At 63.2% G+C, this 21,162-nt stretch carries 19 protein-coding genes and 1 tRNA gene; 5 read left to right on the top strand and 15 right to left on the bottom strand.

Translation table 11 applies throughout. The annotated features are described in order from the left end of the window. Positions 1-3 precede the first annotated feature (3 nt). Positions 4-2,718, top strand: a complete 2,715-nt coding sequence (locus tag NUH88_RS12930; RefSeq protein WP_257766826.1) for a glycosyltransferase — start codon at positions 4-6, stop codon at positions 2,716-2,718. Here NUH88_RS12930 and asnB read toward each other — a convergent pair. The 7 genes from asnB to rfbC all read right to left on the bottom strand — a co-directional run bounded on the left by asnB (position 2,715) and on the right by rfbC (position 9,913). Further along, positions 2,715-4,565 carry an asparagine synthase (glutamine-hydrolyzing) gene (gene asnB / locus NUH88_RS12925; RefSeq protein ID WP_257766825.1) on the bottom strand — a complete coding sequence of 617 codons (1,851 nt, stop codon included), beginning with the start codon at positions 4,563-4,565 and terminating at the stop codon, positions 2,715-2,717. The two genes, NUH88_RS12930 and asnB, sit on opposite strands and share 4 nt — an antisense overlap. Positions 4,566-4,585: 20 nt before the next feature. Next, positions 4,586-5,260, bottom strand: coding sequence for a hypothetical protein (locus NUH88_RS12920; protein WP_257766824.1), 675 nt, complete (start codon positions 5,258-5,260; stop codon positions 4,586-4,588). Between the two features lie 83 nt (positions 5,261-5,343). Then, on the bottom strand, positions 5,344-6,474 hold the full coding sequence (locus tag NUH88_RS12915; RefSeq protein WP_257766823.1) for a M23 family metallopeptidase: 1,131 nt from the start codon (positions 6,472-6,474) through the stop codon (positions 5,344-5,346). A gap of 21 nt (positions 6,475-6,495) precedes the next feature. Next, entirely contained in the window at positions 6,496-7,362 is an 867-nt protein-coding gene (rfbA, locus tag NUH88_RS12910; RefSeq protein ID WP_257766822.1) for a glucose-1-phosphate thymidylyltransferase RfbA, read from the bottom strand. A 21-nt stretch (positions 7,363-7,383) separates the two neighbouring features. Beyond that, positions 7,384-8,262 (bottom strand): dTDP-4-dehydrorhamnose reductase, encoded by an 879-nt coding sequence (rfbD, locus tag NUH88_RS12905; protein ID WP_257766821.1) that lies wholly within the window; start codon positions 8,260-8,262, stop codon positions 7,384-7,386. A gap of 4 nt (positions 8,263-8,266) precedes the next feature. Next, on the bottom strand, positions 8,267-9,331 hold the full coding sequence (rfbB, locus tag NUH88_RS12900) for a dTDP-glucose 4,6-dehydratase (RefSeq protein ID WP_257772203.1): 1,065 nt from the start codon (positions 9,329-9,331) through the stop codon (positions 8,267-8,269). 21 nt (positions 9,332-9,352) lie between these two features. Next, positions 9,353-9,913: a dTDP-4-dehydrorhamnose 3,5-epimerase gene (rfbC, locus tag NUH88_RS12895; protein WP_257766820.1), complete on the bottom strand. Its 561-nt coding sequence runs from the start codon at positions 9,911-9,913 to the stop codon at positions 9,353-9,355. Positions 9,914-10,034: 121 nt separating this feature from the next. On the opposite strand from rfbC, the gene NUH88_RS12890 reads away from it, so the two are divergent. From NUH88_RS12890 to NUH88_RS12875, 4 genes are all read left to right on the top strand, one after another. After that, positions 10,035-10,904, top strand: coding sequence for a glycosyltransferase family 2 protein (locus NUH88_RS12890; RefSeq protein WP_257766819.1), 870 nt, complete (start codon positions 10,035-10,037; stop codon positions 10,902-10,904). A 177-nt stretch (positions 10,905-11,081) separates the two neighbouring features. Beyond that, positions 11,082-13,658 (top strand): DUF4347 domain-containing protein, encoded by a 2,577-nt coding sequence (locus tag NUH88_RS12885; RefSeq protein ID WP_257766818.1) that lies wholly within the window; start codon positions 11,082-11,084, stop codon positions 13,656-13,658. 66 nt (positions 13,659-13,724) lie between these two features. After that, positions 13,725-14,171: a YqaA family protein gene (locus NUH88_RS12880; protein WP_257766817.1), complete on the top strand. Its 447-nt coding sequence runs from the start codon at positions 13,725-13,727 to the stop codon at positions 14,169-14,171. A 20-nt stretch (positions 14,172-14,191) separates the two neighbouring features. Then, positions 14,192-15,475: an adenylate/guanylate cyclase domain-containing protein gene (locus NUH88_RS12875; protein ID WP_257766816.1), complete on the top strand. Its 1,284-nt coding sequence runs from the start codon at positions 14,192-14,194 to the stop codon at positions 15,473-15,475. On the opposite strand, the gene NUH88_RS12870 is transcribed toward NUH88_RS12875, so the two are convergent. The 8 genes from NUH88_RS12870 to NUH88_RS12835 form a co-directional block, all read right to left on the bottom strand. Beyond that, positions 15,472-16,395 carry a glycosyltransferase family 2 protein gene (locus NUH88_RS12870; protein WP_257766815.1) on the bottom strand — a complete coding sequence of 308 codons (924 nt, stop codon included), beginning with the start codon at positions 16,393-16,395 and terminating at the stop codon, positions 15,472-15,474. The genes NUH88_RS12875 and NUH88_RS12870 overlap by 4 nt on opposite strands. Beyond that, entirely contained in the window at positions 16,382-17,431 is a 1,050-nt protein-coding gene (locus NUH88_RS12865) for a glycosyltransferase family 2 protein (RefSeq protein ID WP_257766814.1), read from the bottom strand. The genes NUH88_RS12870 and NUH88_RS12865 overlap by 14 nt, the downstream gene beginning before the upstream one ends. 267 nt (positions 17,432-17,698) lie before the next feature. Continuing rightward, complete coding sequence (speE, locus tag NUH88_RS12860; RefSeq protein WP_257766813.1) at positions 17,699-18,553, bottom strand: polyamine aminopropyltransferase; 855 nt, start codon at positions 18,551-18,553, stop codon at positions 17,699-17,701. Then, on the bottom strand, positions 18,550-19,062 hold the full coding sequence (gene speD, locus NUH88_RS12855) for an adenosylmethionine decarboxylase (protein WP_257766812.1): 513 nt from the start codon (positions 19,060-19,062) through the stop codon (positions 18,550-18,552). The genes speE and speD overlap by 4 nt, the downstream gene beginning before the upstream one ends. Positions 19,063-19,332: 270 nt before the next feature. Next, the gene (locus NUH88_RS12850; RefSeq protein WP_257766811.1) at positions 19,333-19,743 is read right to left on the bottom strand and encodes a RidA family protein; all 411 of its coding nucleotides are present in this window, start codon (positions 19,741-19,743) and stop codon (positions 19,333-19,335) included. 2 nt (positions 19,744-19,745) lie between these two features. Continuing rightward, on the bottom strand, positions 19,746-19,991 hold the full coding sequence (locus tag NUH88_RS12845; protein WP_257766810.1) for a DUF1289 domain-containing protein: 246 nt from the start codon (positions 19,989-19,991) through the stop codon (positions 19,746-19,748). A 112-nt stretch (positions 19,992-20,103) separates the two neighbouring features. Further along, positions 20,104-20,673 carry a DJ-1/PfpI family protein gene (locus tag NUH88_RS12840; RefSeq protein ID WP_257766809.1) on the bottom strand — a complete coding sequence of 190 codons (570 nt, stop codon included), beginning with the start codon at positions 20,671-20,673 and terminating at the stop codon, positions 20,104-20,106. Between the two features lie 322 nt (positions 20,674-20,995). After that, a tRNA-Gly gene (locus NUH88_RS12835) sits at positions 20,996-21,069 on the bottom strand. Between the last annotated feature and the right edge of the window lie 93 nt (positions 21,070-21,162).

The following is a 21,162-nucleotide window of genomic DNA, read 5'->3' as shown; positions in this document are numbered from 1 at the left end:
TTCATGCTAGCCCCCGCCGAGGCGTTCCGACGCGCACAGGCGGCACTGGCAGGAGGCCGGCCGGACGAGGCGGCGGAGCTGTTCCGGCATGTCGCCCGGTCGACGGCCGACGATGCGGCCGCGCTCATCCATCTCGGGCAGATCGAAGCAAGAAGCGGACGGGCCGAACAAGCCCGCTCCGCATGGCGTGAAGCTCTGGTAAGGCAACCGGGCAACCTGACAGCGCTTGCCTATTACGCCGATCTCGAAGGTGCGCCGGGCCCGTCGCCGAAAGCCGCGCAGTTTTACGAGCGCGTCCGCGTTCTGCTTCCATACCACCCAGGAACCGCCGAATTGCTCGGCCGGATCTATGGCCGGATCGGACAACCCGGCAAGAGCCTGCGCCGTTACGAGGAAGCAGCCCGGCTCGACGGCCTCAATCCCTCGGCCCATGCCCGCCACGGGTCCGCGCTACACGGCGCCGGCCGACTCGCCGAAGCGATCCGCGCTTTCCGTCGCGAGGCAACGCTGCGGCCGGACGAAGCGGGCGTCTGGTTCAACCTCTCCGTCGTCGAACCGGCGCTCGGCGCCCGCGCCGAAGGGCTGGCTTTCCTCGACCGATGCCTTGCGATCGGACCGGCGGACGGTCCCGCGCTCGCCCGGCAGGCGCAGCTCCGCCGGCGCCTCGGACGGCCGGGTGTTGAGGCCGCCACACGCAAAGCACAGATCGCCGACCCGTCGGCGGCACGGGCCCTGACAGGAGCGGCGCGGACCGGAAACGCATCCGCAGCCGGACGTTGGTGGTGCGTGAGCGAGCGGGAGCTCGAACCGGGGATACTCTATTTGCGGGCGCTCCTGACCGCCGGGCGCCCGCGACAGGCGCTCCTGATCCTTCGCGAACTCTCAAGCGAGGTCACGCCGCCCGACGAACTCCTGTTGCTTGCAGCGGAAGTTCATCGCCGGGCCGGTTCGAGCGATGCCGCTTTACCAAAGACTCAGTATCGGGAATGGCTGGAGCGCCGCGCCGCCTCGCCCGACGAGCGTCCGGATGCGCCGACGGTGCAGCAGGGCGGCGCGCCGCTTTTCTCGATCCTGTTGCCGGTCTTCAATCCAGAGCCCGCGCATCTCCGGCAGGCTATCCGCTCCGTGTTCGAGCAAAGTTTCAGCGACTGGGAACTCTGCATCGCCGACGACGCGTCAACCGACCCAGATATTAGCCGGATGCTCGAGGAGGCCGCGGACCACCCCCGCGTTAAGCAGGTTCTCAGATCCGAGAACGGCCATATCTCCGCCGCGTCGAACTCGGCTCTCGATCTCGCCACCGGGACCTATATCGGACTGCTCGACCATGACGACATGCTGGCGCCCGAAGCCCTGGCGGAGATGGCCCGTGCGCTGAATGCCCGCCCGGAGCTCGACCTGATCTATTCCGACGAGGACAAGATCGACGATGCGGGATACCGGTATGCACCGCATTTCAAACCGGCCTGGGACCCGGATCTTTCCCTCGTCTCCAATTATATCTGCCATTTCAGCGTTATCCGCCGGAGGCTCGCGAATGAGATTGGAGGATTCCGCCTCGGCCTCGAAGGCGCGCAAGACCACGATCTCGTCCAGCGTATAGCGGAAAGGACTGCGCCGGAACGTATCGGGCACATTCCCAAGATCCTCTACCATTGGCGGTCCGCCACGACCTCGACTGCCATATCGACGGAAACCAAACCCTATGCGATCGCCGCCACCGGGCGCGTCATCCGCGACACGCTCAAACGTCGCGCGGTGGGAGCAGCGGCCGAGTTCAGAAACGGCAGATGGCGCGTGACCCGCTCCCTCCCCGAGGACGCGCGCGTCTCGGTCATCATCCCGACGAAGAACCGGCTGACGCTGCTGCGTACCTGTATCGAAGGCCTGACCGCACAAACCGACTATGCCGATATGGAAATCCAGATCGTCGACAACGGCAGTGACGATCCGGCCACGCAACGCTATCTGGACAGGCTCTCACACAGGCCCAATGTGGAAGTACTGAGAGATTCCGGACCCTTCAATTTCTCCCGTCTGTGCAATCGCGGCGCGCGGGAGGCCACAGGCGACTTTCTCTGTTTCCTCAACAACGACATCGAGCCGGCCGGTGCCGTCTGGCTCGAGGAACTGGTGGCGGAAGCCGCCCGCCCCGAAGTCGGTCTTGTCGGCGCGAAATTGCTCTACCCGGACCGCACCGTGCAGCATGCCGGTATCGCGCTCGCCGGCGCACATGTCGCACGGCATACGAATCTCCGGATTTCGGAGACGAGCGGCGGGTACTGGGGACGAGCCATGCAGACGCAAAGTCTCTCAGCCGTTACGGGCGCCTGCATGCTTATGCGCCGCGAGGTGTTTCGGGAAGTCGACGGGTTCGACGAAGCATTGGCGGTCGATTTCGGCGATATCGACCTCTGCCTGCGCGTCCGCCGTGCCGGATACCGGGTTTTGTGGACGCCGCACTCTGTCCTGATCCATCACGAGTCGGCCTCGCGCGGCACTGTCATCACCCCGGAAAAATCGCAGCTATACGATAAGGAACGCGCCTTCATGGTGGAGCGCTGGGGCGCGCTGCTGGAGGACGATCCGGCCTACAATCCCAATCTCTCGATCACGCCGGAGCGTCCCGCATTCGCATTGCCGGAGGAGCCGCGTCCGTTGAACGTTATCGTACGAACAGGCATGCCCGTCAAAACCGCGCCGGATCCTCTCGATTAGGCCGCGCGCTGTTCCGGTTCCACGCCGGTCATCTCTGCCCAGAGCTGTACGTTCATCAGCAACCAAAGGCGCCAGCCGGAAATGGTCCGGCCCTCGGCGAGCGACTTCTGCAAATTGACCATGACGCGCGGATTGAGAAGTCCGGTAGCCTGGACGCGGTCGGGCCGCAGGATATCGCCGACGATATCCTTCAGCGGACCGTTGAGCCACGGCGTCAGGGGAATCCCGAAACCGCGCTTCGGCACTTCGTCGAAGCCTTTCGGCAGCAGTGGCCGGGCAATGTCGATCAGGATCCGCTTGATGCCGCTATCCTTGTAGCTGAGCCGCATCGGCGATCCGGACGGCGTCCCGGCGATCTTCGCGCCGGCCGGCAGGGACAGCCCCAGATTGATGATCGTCGGGTCAAGATAGGGCACCCGGACTTCAAGTGAATGCGCCATCGACATCGCATCGATGTCCCGCAGAAGCTGGTTTTTCGTGTAGCCGCGCAGCGTCAGCGCCGTCAGCCGCGCCACGGCATCGGACTCCGGCAGCTCGTCGATGGACCTGTATTCCTCCAGGGCGACCCGCGCGGCCGACCGACGGAGTCCGTCGGAAAGGATCTGGTCGACCTCCTTCGCATTGAACGTCGCGTGGAAATTGCCGGAGCGCTCGGCATAATCCTCAAGGAAGCCCGAAGGCGCCGGAGCGCGCCGGAGCATGTCGGCATGCCAGGGATACCCCATGAAGAGGTCGTCCGCTCCCGTCCCGGAGATCGCCACCTTCACGTCCCGGCTCGCGATCTTCGAGACGAAATAGGTGTTCAGCCCATCGACGGACGGCTGATCGAGTCCTCCGACGATCTCCATCAGATCGTCCCGGATCAGATCGGCATCGACCTGGAAGCGCTCATGCTGCGCTCCGATATGGCGGGCGAATTCGGAGGCGAGCTCGGTCTCGTCGATTGACCGGAGCTCGCTGCCGAAACCGACCGAATAGGTCCGGATCCCCTGCCCGGCCTCGGCCGCCATCAGGGCACACAGGGTCGCGCTGTCGACCCCGCCGGAAAGGAAGGCCCCGATCGGCGCATCGCTGACGAGCTGAGCCCGCACGGTCTCCCGGAGCGCATCGCCGAGCACCGCGACCTGCTCGCGGTAATCCGCCTTGGCGAGCTCGGGGAACAGATCGTCCCGAAGCGTATAGTAGCGCTCCGCCGTGATCTTCCCGTTCTCGATCGTCAGCATTTCGGCGGGTTCGATCATGCGCACGTCGCGGACGAGCGTCTTCGGCTGGAACACGGAGCCGTTCTCGAAAAGCCCGCGCAGCGCGTCGCCATCGACCACACGGTCGACAAGCCCGCTCGCCAGTACCGCTTTCATTTCGGACCCGAAGACGAAGGCGCCACCGGACCCGCGTGCCAGCAACAGCGGCTTCACGCCGAGCGGATCGCGCGCGAGGACGACTTTCGGTGTTTCGGAGCCTTCCCGGAAATCGTAGATCGCGATGGCGAAGATGCCCCGGATCCGGGCAAAGCATGCGGTCCCGAACTCGGCGTAGAGCTTCAGGATGACTTCGGTATCGGAGTGGGACCGGAACGTGTAGCCGCGCTGCTCAAGGACCTCGCGCTGTTCGCGCGTATTGTACATTTCACCGTTATAGACCATCCAGATCTTGCCATCGGCCGCACTCATCGGCTGGTGACCGGCGGCGCTCAGATCCTGGATCGCAAGACGTGTCATTCCGAGCGAATATCGACCCTGCGTATGGATTCCGGAATCGTCCGGACCGCGATGATCCATCGCCGCGATCATGCTTCCGGTCGCTTCGGCGCCCCGCGCGTGATTTGCGACTCCGCAGATTCCACACATCCCGTTCGTTCCTACTCAGATCACAGAAACTGTTCGCACAGTCTATCAAACCGCTTCAGTGCGAGATCATAGAGTTTCGCGTCGACGGGCTGCAGTTCCCTAAGGCGCTTCAGCACATCGGCGTCCGTTTCCGCACCGTTCGACTGCTCCGGACCGATGTTGGACTCGCGCGTCGCAATCCCGGTACCGAAGATCGCATTGAACAGCTCGATGCTGCGGTCATATTCCTCCGTGATCCCGATAAAGGTAAAGCGATCCAGATCGAAATCGGAAGTAAAGGTCCGATAGAGGTCCCGTATTTCCGGCAGGGCTGCAAATCCGAAGACATCGAGCTCTCCGGAGCCGATCCTGGCCGCAATCGGATTGGGCGCATGCGGCAGGCGTTGCCATTGCCCGAAATGGGACAGCACCCGCGTCGCGGGATCCCGAAAGAATGTCGCGAAGCGCGCGGCAGGGCCGAGCACGTCGTATTTGGCCGCAAGGAAATGACCGTGGATCGCGTCGTAATCTCGCAGGATATCGGCGGAACGCGTCCGTGCCTCCTCGGCCGAACGGGCGCGCTGCTCCTCTGCCGCAGCGCCCTGCGCCAGGGGACGGTCGCCATAATCGAGAAGCAAACGCTCACCGAAGTTCTCCTCCAGCGCCTCGCGAAGGCTGGTTCCGGCCGTTTTCGGAATATGGACGGAGACGATCATGGCGGAGCCACAAAAAAGGAGGTTAGGGGCGCACCCGCGCCGTCGCGCGGACCATAAGAGCTGACGACGGCACGTACAACAAGCTACCTGACCGTCACGTCGACCCTGCTGACCGTACGGCTCTTACCCGGGCCGCCCGGGCGCCGGACCTCGATCTCGCCGCGATAGGTACCCGCCGTCCATCCCGCGCGCGATTTCTTGCCGAGATACTGGAACCATCTCAGCTGATCCTTGCCGTTTTTCCAGTCCTTCTCGGCGATCACCTTGCCGTCTGGATCGCTGAAGCGCATCGAGATCAGGTCTCCCGTCCTCAGCCCGTAAACATCGGCCCAGAAGACGAGCAGCGGCGCATCCCGCCGGATATCCGGATCGGCATACTTGCCTTCCGCCGCGCCGAGCCCGTCCGGCACCTCACCGACGATCCCGGCCGCGTGGATTAGCGGCGCCGAATAGCGAAACTTCCGCAAGACCGTCTCGTTCCAGAGCGGGGCCGCTCCGAGTCCGCAGGAATCCGCATCGTTCTCCAGTCCGACGAAAGGATCGACCACCTTGCCGTCCTTCTCGAACTGGACATGGAGATGCAGGAATTCCGTCGAGCCCGAGAGCCCGACGAGACCGAGCCGATCTCCGGTCACCACGGTATCGCCCGCCCGGACCGCGACGCTGCCGCGCTTCAGATGGCAATACTGGCTCGCCCAGCCGCCGCCGTGATCGATCCGGACCCCGTTGCCGCAATCACGTCCCTTGAGAGACTCCTCGCCGGCGATGCGGATATTGATGTCCGGCATCTCGTCTCGGATGCCGACCACTTTGCCGGGCGCGGAAACCAGGACCGGAACCTCGTTCTCGTTCAGCCGGCGCGGATCGGAAATCGCGAAATCGACCCCCTTGTGCCCGTCCACGGTCATCGCCCCGCATTGGTAGTCCCGCCGGCCCTTGCCCGGATCGCGGTCGACATATTTCAGCACCCAGCAATCCTCGCCGGGATCGCAGGAAAGAGGCATCGAGAGCGGCAGGGGGGAGGGGCGCAGGCCGGAGAGATCGAGCGGCGCCTGTTCGGAATGCCCCTCGACGGTAAGGCTCGAGAGCGTCGCAGCAATGGCCTCGGTCGGCGCGGGTCCATCTCGGGGCTCCAGCAAGCTGGCGACCAGCCATACGAAGCCGCCGCCGAGGAGCACGACAAAAGCGGAATAGAGAGCGATCAGACGGCCCAAGACTGGCTCCGTTGTCTGGTGTTACCCTTTGACCAACGAGCGCAGATAGAGACCGTAGCCGGACTTCGCCAGCGGGTCGGCCAGCTTCAGAAGCTGCTCGTCGTCGATATAGCCCATATGGTGGGCGATTTCCTCGACGCACGCAATTTTCAGACCCTGGCGTTCCTCGACGGTGCGCACGAATTCCGAGGCCTGCAAGAGCGAGTCGTGCGTGCCGGTATCGAGCCAGGCATAGCCGCGCCCCATGCGCTCGACATGCAGGTCGCCGCGCTTGAGATAGACCTTGTTGACGTCGGTGATCTCGAGCTCGCCGCGCGGCGAGGGCTTGATCGATTTGGCGATCTCGACGACGTCCCGGTCGTAGAAGTAGAGCCCGGTGACCGCCCAGTTCGATTTCGGGTCGGCAGGCTTCTCGACGATCTCGTCCGCCTTCCCACTCTCATCGAAGGAGACGACGCCGTAGCGTTCCGGATCGCTGACATAGTAGCCGTAAACTGTGGCGCCGCTCTCGCGATCCGCCGAGCGCTGCAGCATCTCAGTCAGGCCATGCCCGTAGAAGATGTTGTCGCCGAGGATCAGGGCGGAGCGGTCGTCGCCGATGAAGCTCTCGCCGATGATGAAGGCCTGCGCCAGGCCGTCGGGCGAGGGCTGGACGCGGTATTCCAGCGAGATGCCCCACTGGCTGCCGTCGCCGAGCAGGCGCTTGAAGCCTTCCTGGTCCGCCGGGGTGGTGATGATCAGAATATCCTTGATCCCTGCCAGCATCAGGGTGCTCAGCGGATAATAGATCATCGGCTTGTCGTAGACCGGCAGGATCTGCTTGCTGACACTGACGGTCAGCGGATAGAGCCGCGTGCCGGACCCGCCGGCGAGGATGATCCCTTTCATCCCTTTCCCTTTCCTAGTCGCTCACTCTTCGGCCAGCAGGATATCGAGCACCTCGTCGAGGCCGTCCTGCCAGGGCCGCCGCGGCACGTCGAAGGCCGCGAGAATCTTTGCACAATCCAGCACGGAATTTGTCGGCCGTTTCGCCGGCGTCGGATATTCGCTCGACGGGATCGCCGCGACCGACGGGCGCCGGCCCCAGACCTTCTCTGCGCGGACGAAAATCGTCTCCGCGAAACCGTGCCAGCTGGTCCGGCCGGCCGCCGTGAAATGGTAGGTGCCCCAGCCGTCCGTCTTACCGTCCTTGATCCGCGTCGCGATGGTGAGGATCGCGTCGGCGATATCGCCCGCCGAAGTCGGCGCGCCGAATTGATCGGCGACCACGCGCAGCTCGTCCCGGTCCTTGCCGACGCGCAGCATGGTCTTCACGAAGTTCCCGCCATGGGCCGCATAGACCCAGGAGGTCCGCATGATGACATGCTCGGCGAGTATCGCGCGCACCGCCTCTTCGCCCGCTTCCTTGGAGGCGCCGTAGATTCCGAGCGGCGCCACCGGATCGCTCTCCAGATACGGACCGTCCTTGCTGCCGTCGAAGACATAGTCGGTCGAGATATGGATCAGCGGAATGCCCGCGTCTTTCGCCGCGGCAGCGAGATTTGCGGGACCGTCCCGGTTGATCGCGTAGGCCGCGTCGCTGTCCTCTTCCGCCTTGTCGACCGCCGTGTAGGCCGCCGCGTTGACAATAAGCGACGGATTGACAGCCTTCACCGCCGCACGCACCGCGTCAGCGTCGGAAATGTCGAGATCGGCCCGGACCAGCCCCTTCGCCTCGTGTCCGTGGCGCGCGGCGCGGGCAAGCAGTTCGGTCCCGACCTGTCCGCCGGCGCCGGTGACGAGGATCATGTCCCTACCCCTTGGAGCCGGTGCCGAGACGCTGGCCGGAATATTTCCGGTCGAGGATCGGCTGCCACCAATCCTTGCGGTCGAGATACCACTGAACGGTCTTCCGGAGCCCGCTCTCGAAGCTCTCCGACGGCTCCCAGCCGAGCTCGGCCTTGATCTTGGAGGCATCGATCGCGTAGCGGAAATCGTGACCCGGGCGGTCGGTCACGTAAGTGATCTGCTCGGAATACTTCTTCCCGCCCTGCTGCGGCACAAGCTCGTCCAGCAGGGAGCAGATGCCGGTCACGACATCGATGTTCTTCCGCTCCTCGTTGCCGCCGATGTTGTAGCTCTCGCCCGGCACGCCTTTGGAGCAGACGGTCCAGAGCGCGCGGGCGTGATCGTCGACATAGAGCCAGTCGCGCACGTTCTCGCCTTTGCCGTAGACCGGCAGCGGCTCGCCCGCGAGCCCCTTGATGATCATCAGCGGGATGAGCTTTTCCGGGAAATGGTAGGGCCCGTAATTGTTCGAGCAGTTGGAAAGCACGGTCGGCAGGCCGTAGGTCTCCATCCAGGCGCGGACCAGGTGATCTGAGGAGGCCTTGCTCGCGGAATAGGGCGAGCGCGGATCGTAGGCCGTGGTCTCGGTGAAAAGCCCCTCGTCGCCGAGCGAGCCGAAAACCTCGTCGGTCGAGATGTGGTGGAAGCAGAACTTCGCCTTCACCTCCGCCGGCGCCGCGCTCCAGTATTTCCGGGCCGCTTCCAGCATCGTGTAGGTGCCGACGATGTTGGTCTGGATGAAGTCGGCCGGGCCGTCGATCGAGCGGTCGACATGACTCTCGGCGGCAAGATGCATCACCGCGTCCGGCTTGTGCCTGGCGAAGATCCGGTCGAGTGCCGCGCCGTCGCAGATGTCGGCCTGCTCGAAGACATAGCGGTCGGAGCCGTCGACCTCGCTCAGCGAAGCGAGGTTCGCGGCGTAGGTCAGCTTGTCGAGATTGACCACCTTGACGCCGGTATCGGCGATCACGTGGCGGACCACGGCGGAGCCGATGAAGCCGGCGCCGCCGGTGACGATGACTGTCTTGATGTCGCTCACGCTCGGGATCCCTCAGGCTTCGTAAGTGAACGGGCTGTCGAATTCGGCGAAGGGCTGGTAGGCCTCGTCCTTCGCGGAGAGGATCGGGTCGCCGTCGAGCGGCCAGTCGATCCCGATCGCCGGGTCGTTCCAGGTAAGACCGCCCTCACAGTCCGGTGCGTATATATCGGTCACCTTGTAGAGCACCTCGGTATTTTCCTCGATGGTGCAGAAACCGTGCGCGAAACCGACCGGCACCAGAATCTGGTTCCATTCCTCGGCGCTGATCACCCGTCCGACCCATTTACCGTAGCTCGGCGAGCCTTTGCGGATATCGACGGCAACGTCGAAAATCGCACCGCGGATCACCCGGAGCAGCTTGTCCTGGCCGTGCGGCGGTGTCTGGAAATGTAGCCCGCGGAGCGTCCCTTTCGGAGCGGAGAAGGAGTGGTTGTCCTGCACGAAAGCGAGATCGAGACCGGCGGCCTCGAAGGCGTCACGATTATAGGTCTCGGAGAAAAATCCGCGATGGTCGCCGAACTTTTTCGGCGTGATGATCTTGACGTCCGTGATCTCTAGCGGCTCGACCTGCAAGGCCCTGTCTCCCCTTGGATTGACGCGGCCTTTGCGGCCTGCGGGGCTATAGCATGCGGCCCGTGACGGCGGCAAGCGGCGCGCCCTTGGCGCGGCCCGCGAATCGTGGCACATCTCGGCCATGAGCGTCCCCATCCCCCCGACGGAGCGGCCCGACTGCGCCGTCGTCATCGTCAGCTACCGGACAGGCCCCTGCCTGATGGAGTGCATCCGCTCCGTGCTTGGCGAAATGTCGGCACGCGAGATCGTCGTCGTCGATAACGGCAATCCGGCTGAAATGGTCTCGGCGCTCCGGGCGCTTGCAGAAACCGAAGAGCGCCTCACGCTGCTCACCGGGCACGGCAATGTCGGCTTCGGGCGCGCCTGCAACATGGGCGCGGCACGTACGACGAGCCCGTTCCTGCTGCTGCTCAACCCCGACAGCGTTTTGAAGCCCGGGAGCCTCGACGGCGCCATGGACCGGCTCGCCAGTCGGCAGGACATTTCGCTCTACACCGTCCGGATCGAAGATCCCGACGGCAGCGAGCAGCGCGGCTGCCGGCGCAACCTGATGACGCCCTGGACCTGCCTGGTCGAAGTCTCCGGTCTCCATCGGCTCGGTTTCAAGCGAATCAACCTGCACGGCACGCCCCCGCCGGAGGACCTCGAAGAGGTCGAATGTATCTCGGGCTCCTTCCTCCTGTTCCGCCGCGAGGTCTTCGAGGCCATCGGCGGCATGGACGAGGATTACTTCCTGCACATGGAAGACGTGGATGTCTGTTTTCGCGTCCGCGCCGCCGGCGGCAGTATCTGGTTCGACCCCACGCTCTCCGCCAGTCACGTGCAGGGCACCAGCGAGGCGACGAGCCTGTTTATCGAGGAACAGAAAACGCGGGGCGGCGTTCTTTATTTCTCCAAGCATTTCGGCGGATGGCCCAACCCATTGGTATTATTAGTAAACATCGCGCTCTGGACGCGTTTTTTGCTGCTCCGTATCCGCACTATTTTTTGAATTTTCCAAAAGCGCAGTCATTGCACGGAGCGTCGAGCCCGCATACACGGGTAGGCAGAAAACACGAATTTCCAACTTGATTTAATATGAATTTAGTGTGAATTTGTGATTATTGCCACAACGGCGATAACTCTGAGTTCACCCAGGTTTGTACCCCAGAAAGGACCGGTTCAGACCATGCTCGACGCCCAGCTCGCTCCTGCCGTTCCGATTGCAAAACACACAGCCGCGCAGACCCTCTTCTTCATCGACCACGAGGTCCTCGATCCGGAAATCCTGATTTCCGGGCTGGCCTCGGGAACAACCGTTCATTACCTGCCCCCGGTCGGCAATCCGTTCGATGCGATCGCAGCGGCCGTGGAAGCGCACGAGCATGGCGCCCGCAAGCTGGTCCTGCTCTCGCATGGCTCCACCGGAATGCTGCGGCTATGCGGACGCAAGATCGACATCCGGGCGCTCAGGCGGGATGTGAGGCGCCTGAAGCGGATCCGATCGGCGCTCGCGCAGGATGCGGAGATCACCTTGATGGCCTGCGCCGCAGGCGCCGGCGCGATCGGACGAGCATTCCTCAGAACTCTCGAGGATTCTCTCAACGCGACCGTCCACGGCGCCAATTCCGAAATCGGCGGGGCAATGGGCTGGGAAGCGCTGCCGGCAGTGCGGAACCACATAAATACCGCGGCTCTGGCAGCCTATCCGCACCGGCTTTCCAATCTGGTCGAGGGAAATCAGATTGTTGCAACCGATGAGACGCTCACCGGAGGATCCGGCGTCGACTTCATCTCAGGCTATGGCGGCAACGACCTGCTTCAGGGCTTCGCCGAAAACGACGTTCTGAGGGGCGGCAGCGGAAACGACACCCTCTCCGGAGGAAGCGGTATCGATACGATGTCCGGCGGCGATGGCGATGACCTTCTCGTCCTCGCAACCGGAGAACTGCCGACCTCCGCCGGACTGGCCGAAGTCATCGACGGCGGCGCCGGAAACGACGTGCTTACCCTCGGCAGCGGTTCCCACATCTTTACGCACACCTTGATTTCCAACGTCGAGACGATTTCCGGAAGCTCGGGCGGCGACACGATCACCGCCCATGCCTCGACCGCACAGAACTATGCGCTCGGCGGCGGGAACGACGTCATATCGGGCAGCAGCGGCGCGGACACGATCTCCGGCGAAGCGGGCAGCGACTCGATTTTCGGCCTCGGCGGGTCGGACGTGATCTCGGGGGGTGACGGCGACGACAGCCTCGCCGGTGGCGACGGAACCGATATTCTCGTCGGCGGCAGCGGCAACGACACCTATTTCGGGACCGCGGCGCAATTCAATGGCGACACCATCTCGGGACTTGCGGCCGGCGACCAGATCATCGTTTCAGGCAACACCAGCCTCGCGACCTCGCTCAACGGCAACACCGTCGGCTCCACAATCAGCCTCGGCTCCGAGACCATCAATCTCTCCGGCTCCGCCGCCAACCTGCAGATTTCCGGTTCTGTCAGCAGCGGAAACTCGGTTCTGACCATAACGGCCGTACCGGCTGCATCAGGATCAGGCGGCTCGGGTTCGGGCTCGGTAACCGTGTCGGACAGTTCCACGGAGAATACGACCGGCGGCGCCCGCACCATCACGAACAGCGGCTCCAGCTCCGGAAGTGCGGCGATCGTCGAGAATACCGGAAACGGCGGCAATGTCGTGACCGCGACACTGCCGCCATCCACCAGCATCCTCTCGGAAGGACCGGCCTCGGCGCAGACCGGTACCGACGCCGTAACAACTCTCGTCAGCGCGATCGACGGCAGGGATTCAAGCGGCGAGAGCCAGCTGATCAGCGGCGCCCAGACCTATCTGAACAAGCTGGCGACGAACTCGACGCTCGATATCCGGACGCTGATCCCGACCACGACCTCCACGACCTCATCCGGCGATCCGATCGTGATCAGCGGCAGCAGCAGCAGCGGGCAATCGGAAGCTTTCGTCATTGACCTTCGCTCGATGCCCTCCGGCACCACCCTGCAGCTCGACAATATCGAGTTCGCCTCGGTGATCGGTCAGGCCACGGTGAGCGGCGGGGCGGGCCAGAATTTCGTGACCGGCGACGATGCAAGCCAGTTCATCTCGCTCGGAGCCGAGGACGACACGCTGATGGGCGGCGGCGGCGACGACACGATCGGCTCCGGCTACGGCGAGGACATCCTCTACGGCAACCAGGGCGCGGACAGCGTCTTCGGCGGCGGCGGCATGGACACGCTCTATGGCGGCCAGGATGGCGATACCGTGCTCGGAAACAACGACGACGACGTGCTCTACGGCAATCGCGGCGGCGATACATTGTTCGGCGGCGAGAACGAGGACGCGGTCTTCGGCGGCCAGGACAACGACATCGTCTACGGGAACCAGGGTGAAGACACCCTCGCCGGCAATCTCGGCGACGACCAGCTCTATGGCGGTCAAGGCAACGATATCGTTTCGGGCAGCGAGGGGAACGATTTCATCGCCGGCAACAAGGGCGACGACACGCTTGTCGGCGGCAGCGGTGCCGATACCTTCTATTTCGAATTCGAGGGAGGTAACGACCAGGTCAGTGACTTCACCGCCGGCGAGGACACACTGGCATTTGAGAGCGGCCTCACCTACAGCGCGGCCGACAGCGGCGGCAACACGGTGATCACCACGTCGGACGGCGGGACCATCACGCTGATCGGAGTCTCCAAATCCAGTCTCGGCCTGGCGGCCACCGCAGGGTGGGATCTCGCCTGACGGAGAGACAAATCTCCCATGCATGGTTAGACTGACCCCGACGAAATGTGAGCCGGGGCAGGCAGATTGATTTCCGAACTCGGCGCCTATGGCGGGCTTTTCCTGATCTCCTTCGCCGCCGCCACGTTTTTCCCCGCGCAGTCCGAAATCGGCCTCGTCGCCCTGATCCTGACGGAGGATTACTCGCTTCCGCTCCTGCTCGCGGTCGCGTCGCTCGGCAACACGCTCGGCTCGGTAGTGAACTGGGTGCTCGGCCGTTTCGTCGACCGTTTCAGCGGCCGCAAATGGTTTCCGCTCTCGCAGAAACAGATGGACCGAGCCTGCGGCTGGTACCGGAAATACGGGCAATGGAGCCTGCTGCTCAGCTGGGCACCCTTCATCGGCGACCCGCTCACCTTCGCGGCCGGCATCCTGCGCGAGCCGTTCTGGATGTTTCTGCTGCTCGTCTCGATCGCGAAAACCGGGCGCTACATCATCGTCGCCTGGGCTGCGGGGGGCTTGTCCGGCTTCTGAGAGCATGATTACCATGCAAGATGAACGCGCCTGCTACCAATGGCGATCCACCGGGCCGGATCTATCCGCCCTTTGTCACCCTGCTAAGGCGAAGTTGCCGGAGGCAGGATGAGTTCGCGCCGTGCGCCCTCTCGGGACTCGAGGATTGGCTGCTGGGAGATGCGGTCGAGGCCTCAGACATGCTCGCTCTTTTCGAGACCTTCGTATGGCGCCTCGGTGCCGCCGGCTTGCCGATAGACCGGGCGAGCCTGCATGTCGGCACGCTGCATCCGCAAGTCTTCGGATATGCATGGAACTGGGATCGCGAAACCGGAATATGCGACGAGATCAAGGTCGCCGAAGAGAGCCTGAATACTGATGCTTATCGGCGCAATCCGATTTTCCGAGTAATCGAGTTCGGAGAATCGGTCTACAAGCGGGTCGATAGGCTGGAAGATCGCGGGGATTCACCGCTTTTGGCCGAGTTGGCGGGCGCTGGGTATACGGAGTATGCAGCCGCGCCGCTCCGAGCCTCGACAAGCCTGCATAATGCGGTAACTCTCGCGACTAAACAGGACGGTGGCTTCACCAAAGAGCAAGCGGCCCTGCTTAAAAGGCTTTACCGCTTTCTCGCGCTTCATGTCGAACGCCATGTCGCCACGCTGATTTCGGGCAATGTGCTCGACACATATCTCGGACAGGCTGCAGGCGCGCAAGTATTGCAGGGCACAATAAAACGCGGCTCGGGCGCGCCAATCGACGCGATTATATGGGTCTCTGACCTACGTGGTTTCACGGCGCGCGCAGACCGGCTGCCAGGTCCGGCAATGCTGAAGATACTGAACGCCTATTTCGACCAGCTCGTCGGCGCGGTCACCGCCAATCGGGGCGAAGTGCTCAAGTTCATCGGTGACGGCCTTCTGGCCGTGTTTCCCTACCAAACCTACAGCAGCAAGAGTGCCGCGGCAGACGCGGCGCTCACCGCAGCGAACACGGCGCAAAGCGCACTTGCAGAGCTGAACGTCGCAACGCCGGATCCTTACCCGGAAATACCTGAATGGCGCCCGCTGGAAACCGGTATCGCGCTTCACGCCGGTTCCGTCTTCTTCGGCAATATGGGATCTCCAGAACGTCTCGACTTCACGGTTATCGGACCGGCTGTCAACGCGGCCGCGCGCGTCGAGAGTCTCTGCAAGGAACTCGGTCGGCCGCTACTACTGACCCAAGCGGTCGCAGACCTTCTCTCGCGTGATCTACGCGATCTCGGCGCATATCGTCTGAAAGGCGTCAGCGAGCCTGTGAGGCTGTTCGTTCCGGAAGGCTAACCCGCCTTCACTCCGCTCCTTCCGAGCAGCGCGTGCATCACCCCGCGCCCAATCGCGCCCAGTTTGTCAAGCTTGTCGTCCTCCAGCAGGATCAGCTTGGCGAGATCGATCCCAATGGAGGCCGCCTCGAAGGCGAAGAAGGCCGGCAGACGGAAACCGTGCGCCCACCAGACCCGCATCCGGTTGCGGTAGATGTGGTAGCGGCGAAAGCTCGAATGGCTGTTGAAGCAGAACTGGCGGCCGAACAGCGTCTTCTGCTCGAACTCGCCGAGCCGGTGCTGCAGGCGGGCATCGCCGACCGCGATCAGTTTCCAGCCGCCGCGCCGCATGCGGAAGGCGAACTCGAAATCGATATAGTCGACGAAGAAATCCTCGCGCATCAGTCCGACGTCGCGGAACACATCGGCCCGGATCAGACTTCCCGAAGCCATGGCGAAGGCGACGTCGTCCAGCACGTCGCCGGCGCCGAACCGGACCGGGCGGAAATCGAAGGCATGCTTCGAGACATAGGCCCGGGCCTTGAGCGTGCCTTCCGCGTCCCCGATCAGCGGCGCGACGAGACCGATACTGTCCGCCGCGGAATGTGCCGCGTGCGCGGAGAGCTGGGACGCGACCATCTCCGGACCGGGGATGCTGTCGTCGTCCATCAGCAGCACCCAGTCCGCGCCCTCGTCCAGCGCCTGCCTTATGCCCTGGTTCTGCGCGGCGGCAAGGCCCGCATTCTCCTCGTTCAGGATCAGCGACAGCTTGTCCGCACCCGCGCGCGCCGCGGCGCGCAACCGGTCGACCGTCTCAACGCCGGAGCCGTTATCCACCACGACGATCCGCGCAACCTGCGGCGCCAGCGCATCCAGCGCGCGGAACAGTCGCTCGTCAGGCCTGTAGGAAACAACGACCGCGACAACGCTAGTCTGCTGCATGCTCCACCCCGGTTGGCGGGACCGCGCCCGCCTTATTCTCCCGGCGTATCGGCCGCCGGTCCCCTTTTGCCCCGAACAGCTTCGCCGGGTTCCAGCTCAGCGCGCCGAGAAACGCGCGGAGGCTTGCTTTCCGGTTTCCTTGTATCTCCGCCCGCTGCTTCATGACAGTGCGGAAATTCACGAAGGCGTCACGAATCGCGCGCCGCCGCACCGGACCGTCGCCGCGCACCGGGCCCAGCACGACGATCAGCGTGAGCTGCGCCAACAGCAGGGGCAGTACGAGCTGGAAGACAGGGAACGGCATGCATCGCAGGAAGGTCCAGATCCGGTTGCGCGTGATGTGATAGCGCGAGAAATCCGAGTTCTGCCCCGTGATCGCGGAGGCGACGTGCCGGACCCGCGCGCCTGCGAGCTGGATACAGCGCTCGCCGGCGAGACGCAGGCGGAGCCCCAGATCGACATCCTCGTAGTAGCAGAAAAAGCTTTCGGCGAAGCCGCCGACGGCGCGGAACGCGTCGCGCCGGTAAATCCCGGCAGCGGCGCAGGGGCCCATGACCTCTCCGTCCTGCGTCATTATCGAAGCCGGCTTCATCCGGTCGCCTCGCCAGGCGAGTCCGAGCGGGCTGTAATGATCGCCCGCGCCATCGAGCAGCTCCGGCGCCTCGTCCAGCAGCTGGGTCGAGCCGAAAACCGAGACGCCGGGATATTGCGCTGTCGCCTTCATAACCGCCTCAAGCCAATCCGGCTCCGGAAAGGCGTCCGGATTGAGCAAGGCAAGCCACTTCCCGTTCGCGGTCCCGGCAAGCCTGTTATTACCGGCGGCAAATCCGAGATTCTCGGCGCTCCGCTCAAGCCGAGCCGGCACGGTCATCGCGGAAAGATCGATCACGCTTCCATCCGTCGATCCGTTATCGAGCACCAGGAGTTCGAAATCGCGGCAGGTCTGCGCCTCCACCGCCGCAAGGCAGCGCGGCAGATGCGCGCCCGAATTATAGGCGACGACGAGAACGGAAATTATCGGAGTGCCGGAGGCCATATTTGCCTGCAAGTCGCTTATTCAAATGCACCATAACACGCGCGGCGCAGAGCTTTCGAGGCCGGATCAGACAAAACAAAAGGGGCCCGTCTTTGACGAGCCCCGTCAGGGAGTCCCGGAAGCGGCACATGCCAGGTTAGGGGAAAATGCGGGGGAAGTCGCACCTGGCAGTGAGCTGTCGCCGTATTGGGGAAACGGCTCTTCCTTGAGGTCCACTCTAGGGGCGATGCGTAAAGAAAGGTTTAAGCGCGGGTTGAAAAATGCGGGCTACTTTGCCCGCATCAACCTGCGGATAAAGGCGGGCAGTCCAAACGCGGCAACATGAGCCTCGGGTGTATAGTAATTGCAGTCGAGACTCGCACCGGCGAAACGGGAAGCGATCTCCGCGACAGGCCGCTGGCGCAAAGCGCTGTCGTCCGTCGCCCAGCCGAAGGCCATCAGGCCGCCCTGGTAGGTCGGCACGGCCGCTGTGTAAAACCAGACATCGTCGAAATGCGGGCCGAGACGGTCGAAGCTGTTCGTGACCTCGCTGCCCTGGACGAAGGGAACACCGTTTTGGGTCACAAGAATCCCGCCATCGGTCAGGCAGCGCTTGCAGGCCTTGTAGAAACTTTCGCGGAACAGCACTTCGCCGGGGCCGATCGGATCGGTCGAGTCGACGATGATCACGTCCCACTTGCCGTCCGTCTCCTCGACGAACTTCGCTCCGTCGGCGATCTGCAGGTCGAGCCGCGGATTGTCGAAGGCGCCATTGCTGATCGACGGCAGGTGTTTGACGCACATGTCGACGACGCTGCGATCGATCTCGACCATCGTCACCTGCTCGACGGAAGCGTGACGCAGGGCCTCGCGGGCCATGCCGCCGTCGCCGCCTCCGATGATCAGCACGCGCTTCACCCGGCCATGGGCCAGGATCGGCACGTGGGTCAGCATCTCGTGATAGACGAACTCGTCACCCTCGGTGGTCTGCACGATGCCGTCGAGCGCCATGACGCGCCCGAAGACCGCATTCTCGAAGATGACGAGATCCTGGTGCTCCGTCCGCTCCCGGAAGAGCACCTTGTCCATAGTCAGCCGCTGGCCGTATCCGCTGTGGAGGGTTTCGTTGAACCACTCACTCATACGGTCAGGCCCCGCTTCAGGTCATTTAGCTGGATCGTGTCCGGACGGAACGCCCGGCGCAGCACTTCAATGGCCTTGTGCGGTTCGGCATCGCCACACATGAAGACGTCAAGCGCGGCATAGCCCCGCTCCGGCCAGGTGTGAATGCTGATATGCGACTCCGCCAGTACCGCCACACCGGACACCCCGCCATTCGGCGTGAAGTGGTGCAGGTGAATATGCAGAAGCGTGGCGCCGGAAACCTCGACGGCTTCCTTCAGCGTCTCCTCCACATGCTCGAGCTCGTCGAGACGGGAGGCACCGACCAGATCGATGATCAGGTGCGTGCCGGCGAAGACCAGCCCGTCCTTCTTCACGAAATGATCGAGCGACTCATCGGAATGGGTCGGCGAAAGTTGAACGACCGTGCCATTCGTATCGTAGGCCGTGCCGGTGGTGTCGGAATTGGTTCTGCTCGGCTGAGTATCCGAGTCCATCCCCAAATCAGCGAAGGCGATGTTGCGATCCATCAACCCCTCCTATCCAGTAGATGTCCCAGTTACCCCGTCGCATCCCGCTTGCCGCACACCGTTGGGCGGAATGGTCTGGCGTTCCTTTCGTTTCCGCACGATGCGGATATAGGCGCGGGTTTCTGAGGCTTTTTCCCTTGTTCCGCAAGAGAATTCTCAGATTTCGCGTAAAAAAATTCGACCGGGCTTGCTCCGCGATTTCGCGGCGCCTTCCCGGCCGGATTTCGTGCTCGAAACGTGCGCATTATGTGCGCCTGAGTCAAGGGGATTCTACCTCACTTTTTTCGCTGGCCGGTATGCGATGCAGTCGATCTCGACAAGCGCTTTCCGGGCAATGCCCGTGACCCCGATACAGGTCCGCGCCGGGCGCGTATCGGCACCGAAATACTCCGCATAAACGGTGTTCATCGCCTCGTAGTCGCGTTCGAATTCGGTCAGGAACACGCGCGCCGAGACAACATGGCTAAAATCGAGCCCAAGCCCCTCGAGCACGAGGCGGAGATTCTCCATCGTGCGCCGCGTCTGCGCCTCGATCCCGTCCGGGAGCGGTTTCGCGTCTTCGTCGGGGTCTGTCGCAAGTTGCCCCGTGATCAGGCACCAGCCGTCGATCTCGACCGCATGGCTGTAAGGCGCGACGGGCGCCGGTGCCCGGTCCATCAGGTGAAATACCGGTGCTGTCATTCTCAGTCTCCCAGATCTGCCGTGCCCGTATCCGTATCGCGTCCCGCCCTGCGCCGATTACGCCGCCTCGGCCGCGGCGCCACAGCGCCCCTGCGGTCATGCAACTCACTGACGATCCGGAGCCGTTCGGCATTGTCCAACCGTGCCCAGCCCGCGATTTCCTCGATGGTGCGCCAGCAACCGAGACAGTAGCCGCTCTCGCGGTCGATCTGACAGACGGCGACGCAGGGGGAGGGAATATCGGACATTTACGGCCTGTACCTGTGTTCAACTCCGGTGTGACCGGAGCATGCCAGAAATAAAAACGGCGCGGATCCGAAAATCCGCGCCGTCTTCGTCAGGAAATGGTCCGAAAGCGCCTTAGGCGGCCTCGGTGACCTCGCTATCATAGGCGGCAACGAGCTCGGAGAAGCTCTGCACGAGGTCGGCGATGCCTTCGCTGCCGTTCGCGGTCACGAGGTTGCCTTCGGTCACGGAAGCGGTCTCTTCCCAGCTCGCGCCGGCAGCCTCAAGGGCTTCGCGCGCATCGGCGGACGACGTAACGGTCCGGCCCTTCGCGTCTTCGACGGTCACAAGCAGGGACACCGCGTCACCGATCAGCGCGACCGGCATGCCGGCGCGCAGGAAGGCTTTCACAATGCGCTGGCCGTGGGGGTCTTCCGCCAGTTTCTCGACGCCGCGAACACCGCCCGGGACGACGAGGCCGTCGTAATCCACCGCAAGAGTATCGGCCAGATCCGCGTCAACCGGGAAGAAATGGCCCCAGGAGCCATCGTACCAACCATTGACCAGGCCATTGGCGCGAGAAACGGCTTTCACCGTCGCGCCGGCGCCCAACAATTTCTTTTGCGGCTCGACGAACTCGATCTCGTCAAACCCGTTGGCGACCATGATTGCAATATTTTTTCCGGTGAGCGGCTTGTCCTGCATTTAGTTCTCCTTTTTGTCAGAGACTCGTCGGCTGGAGCGGCGAGACCAAACGCGGTCCTAACGAGAGACTCCCTGGAAATGCCGGAAAGCCGGGCACCGAGAGCCGGATCTCATTCAAACGCCGAATTTGGGCTGGATCCCGGTCCGTTCGGTCTAAGCCGGCGGCGGGATCGAATTACGTGAAGCCGACGAGCCTTAGCTCGCGGGAGGGACATAACCAGATCCGGCGAAAAATTCAAGTCGCGAGATACGCATGGCTGCCTTGCACAGGAACTGCGCGCCCCGGGAGCGGCGCGCGAGCAGCCAACCAATCCGGGATTGCTGGAGCGGGTGATGGGAATCGAACCCACGTATTCAGCTTGGGAAGCTGATGTTCTACCATTGAACTACACCCGCATATGCCCACAACATGCGCAAGCTCCGACTTGCTTACAAGCGAAATTCTTTGTTAAGTATTTCGCGCTAAATCCTCTTACGATTGTGCGGTGC

Origin of the sequence: Nisaea acidiphila (assembly GCF_024662015.1) — a bacterium.
GTDB lineage: Bacteria > Pseudomonadota > Alphaproteobacteria > Thalassobaculales > Thalassobaculaceae > Nisaea > Nisaea acidiphila.
The sequence above is the reverse complement of the archived record's forward strand: the minus strand, read 5'-3'. Positions and strand labels throughout refer to the sequence as shown.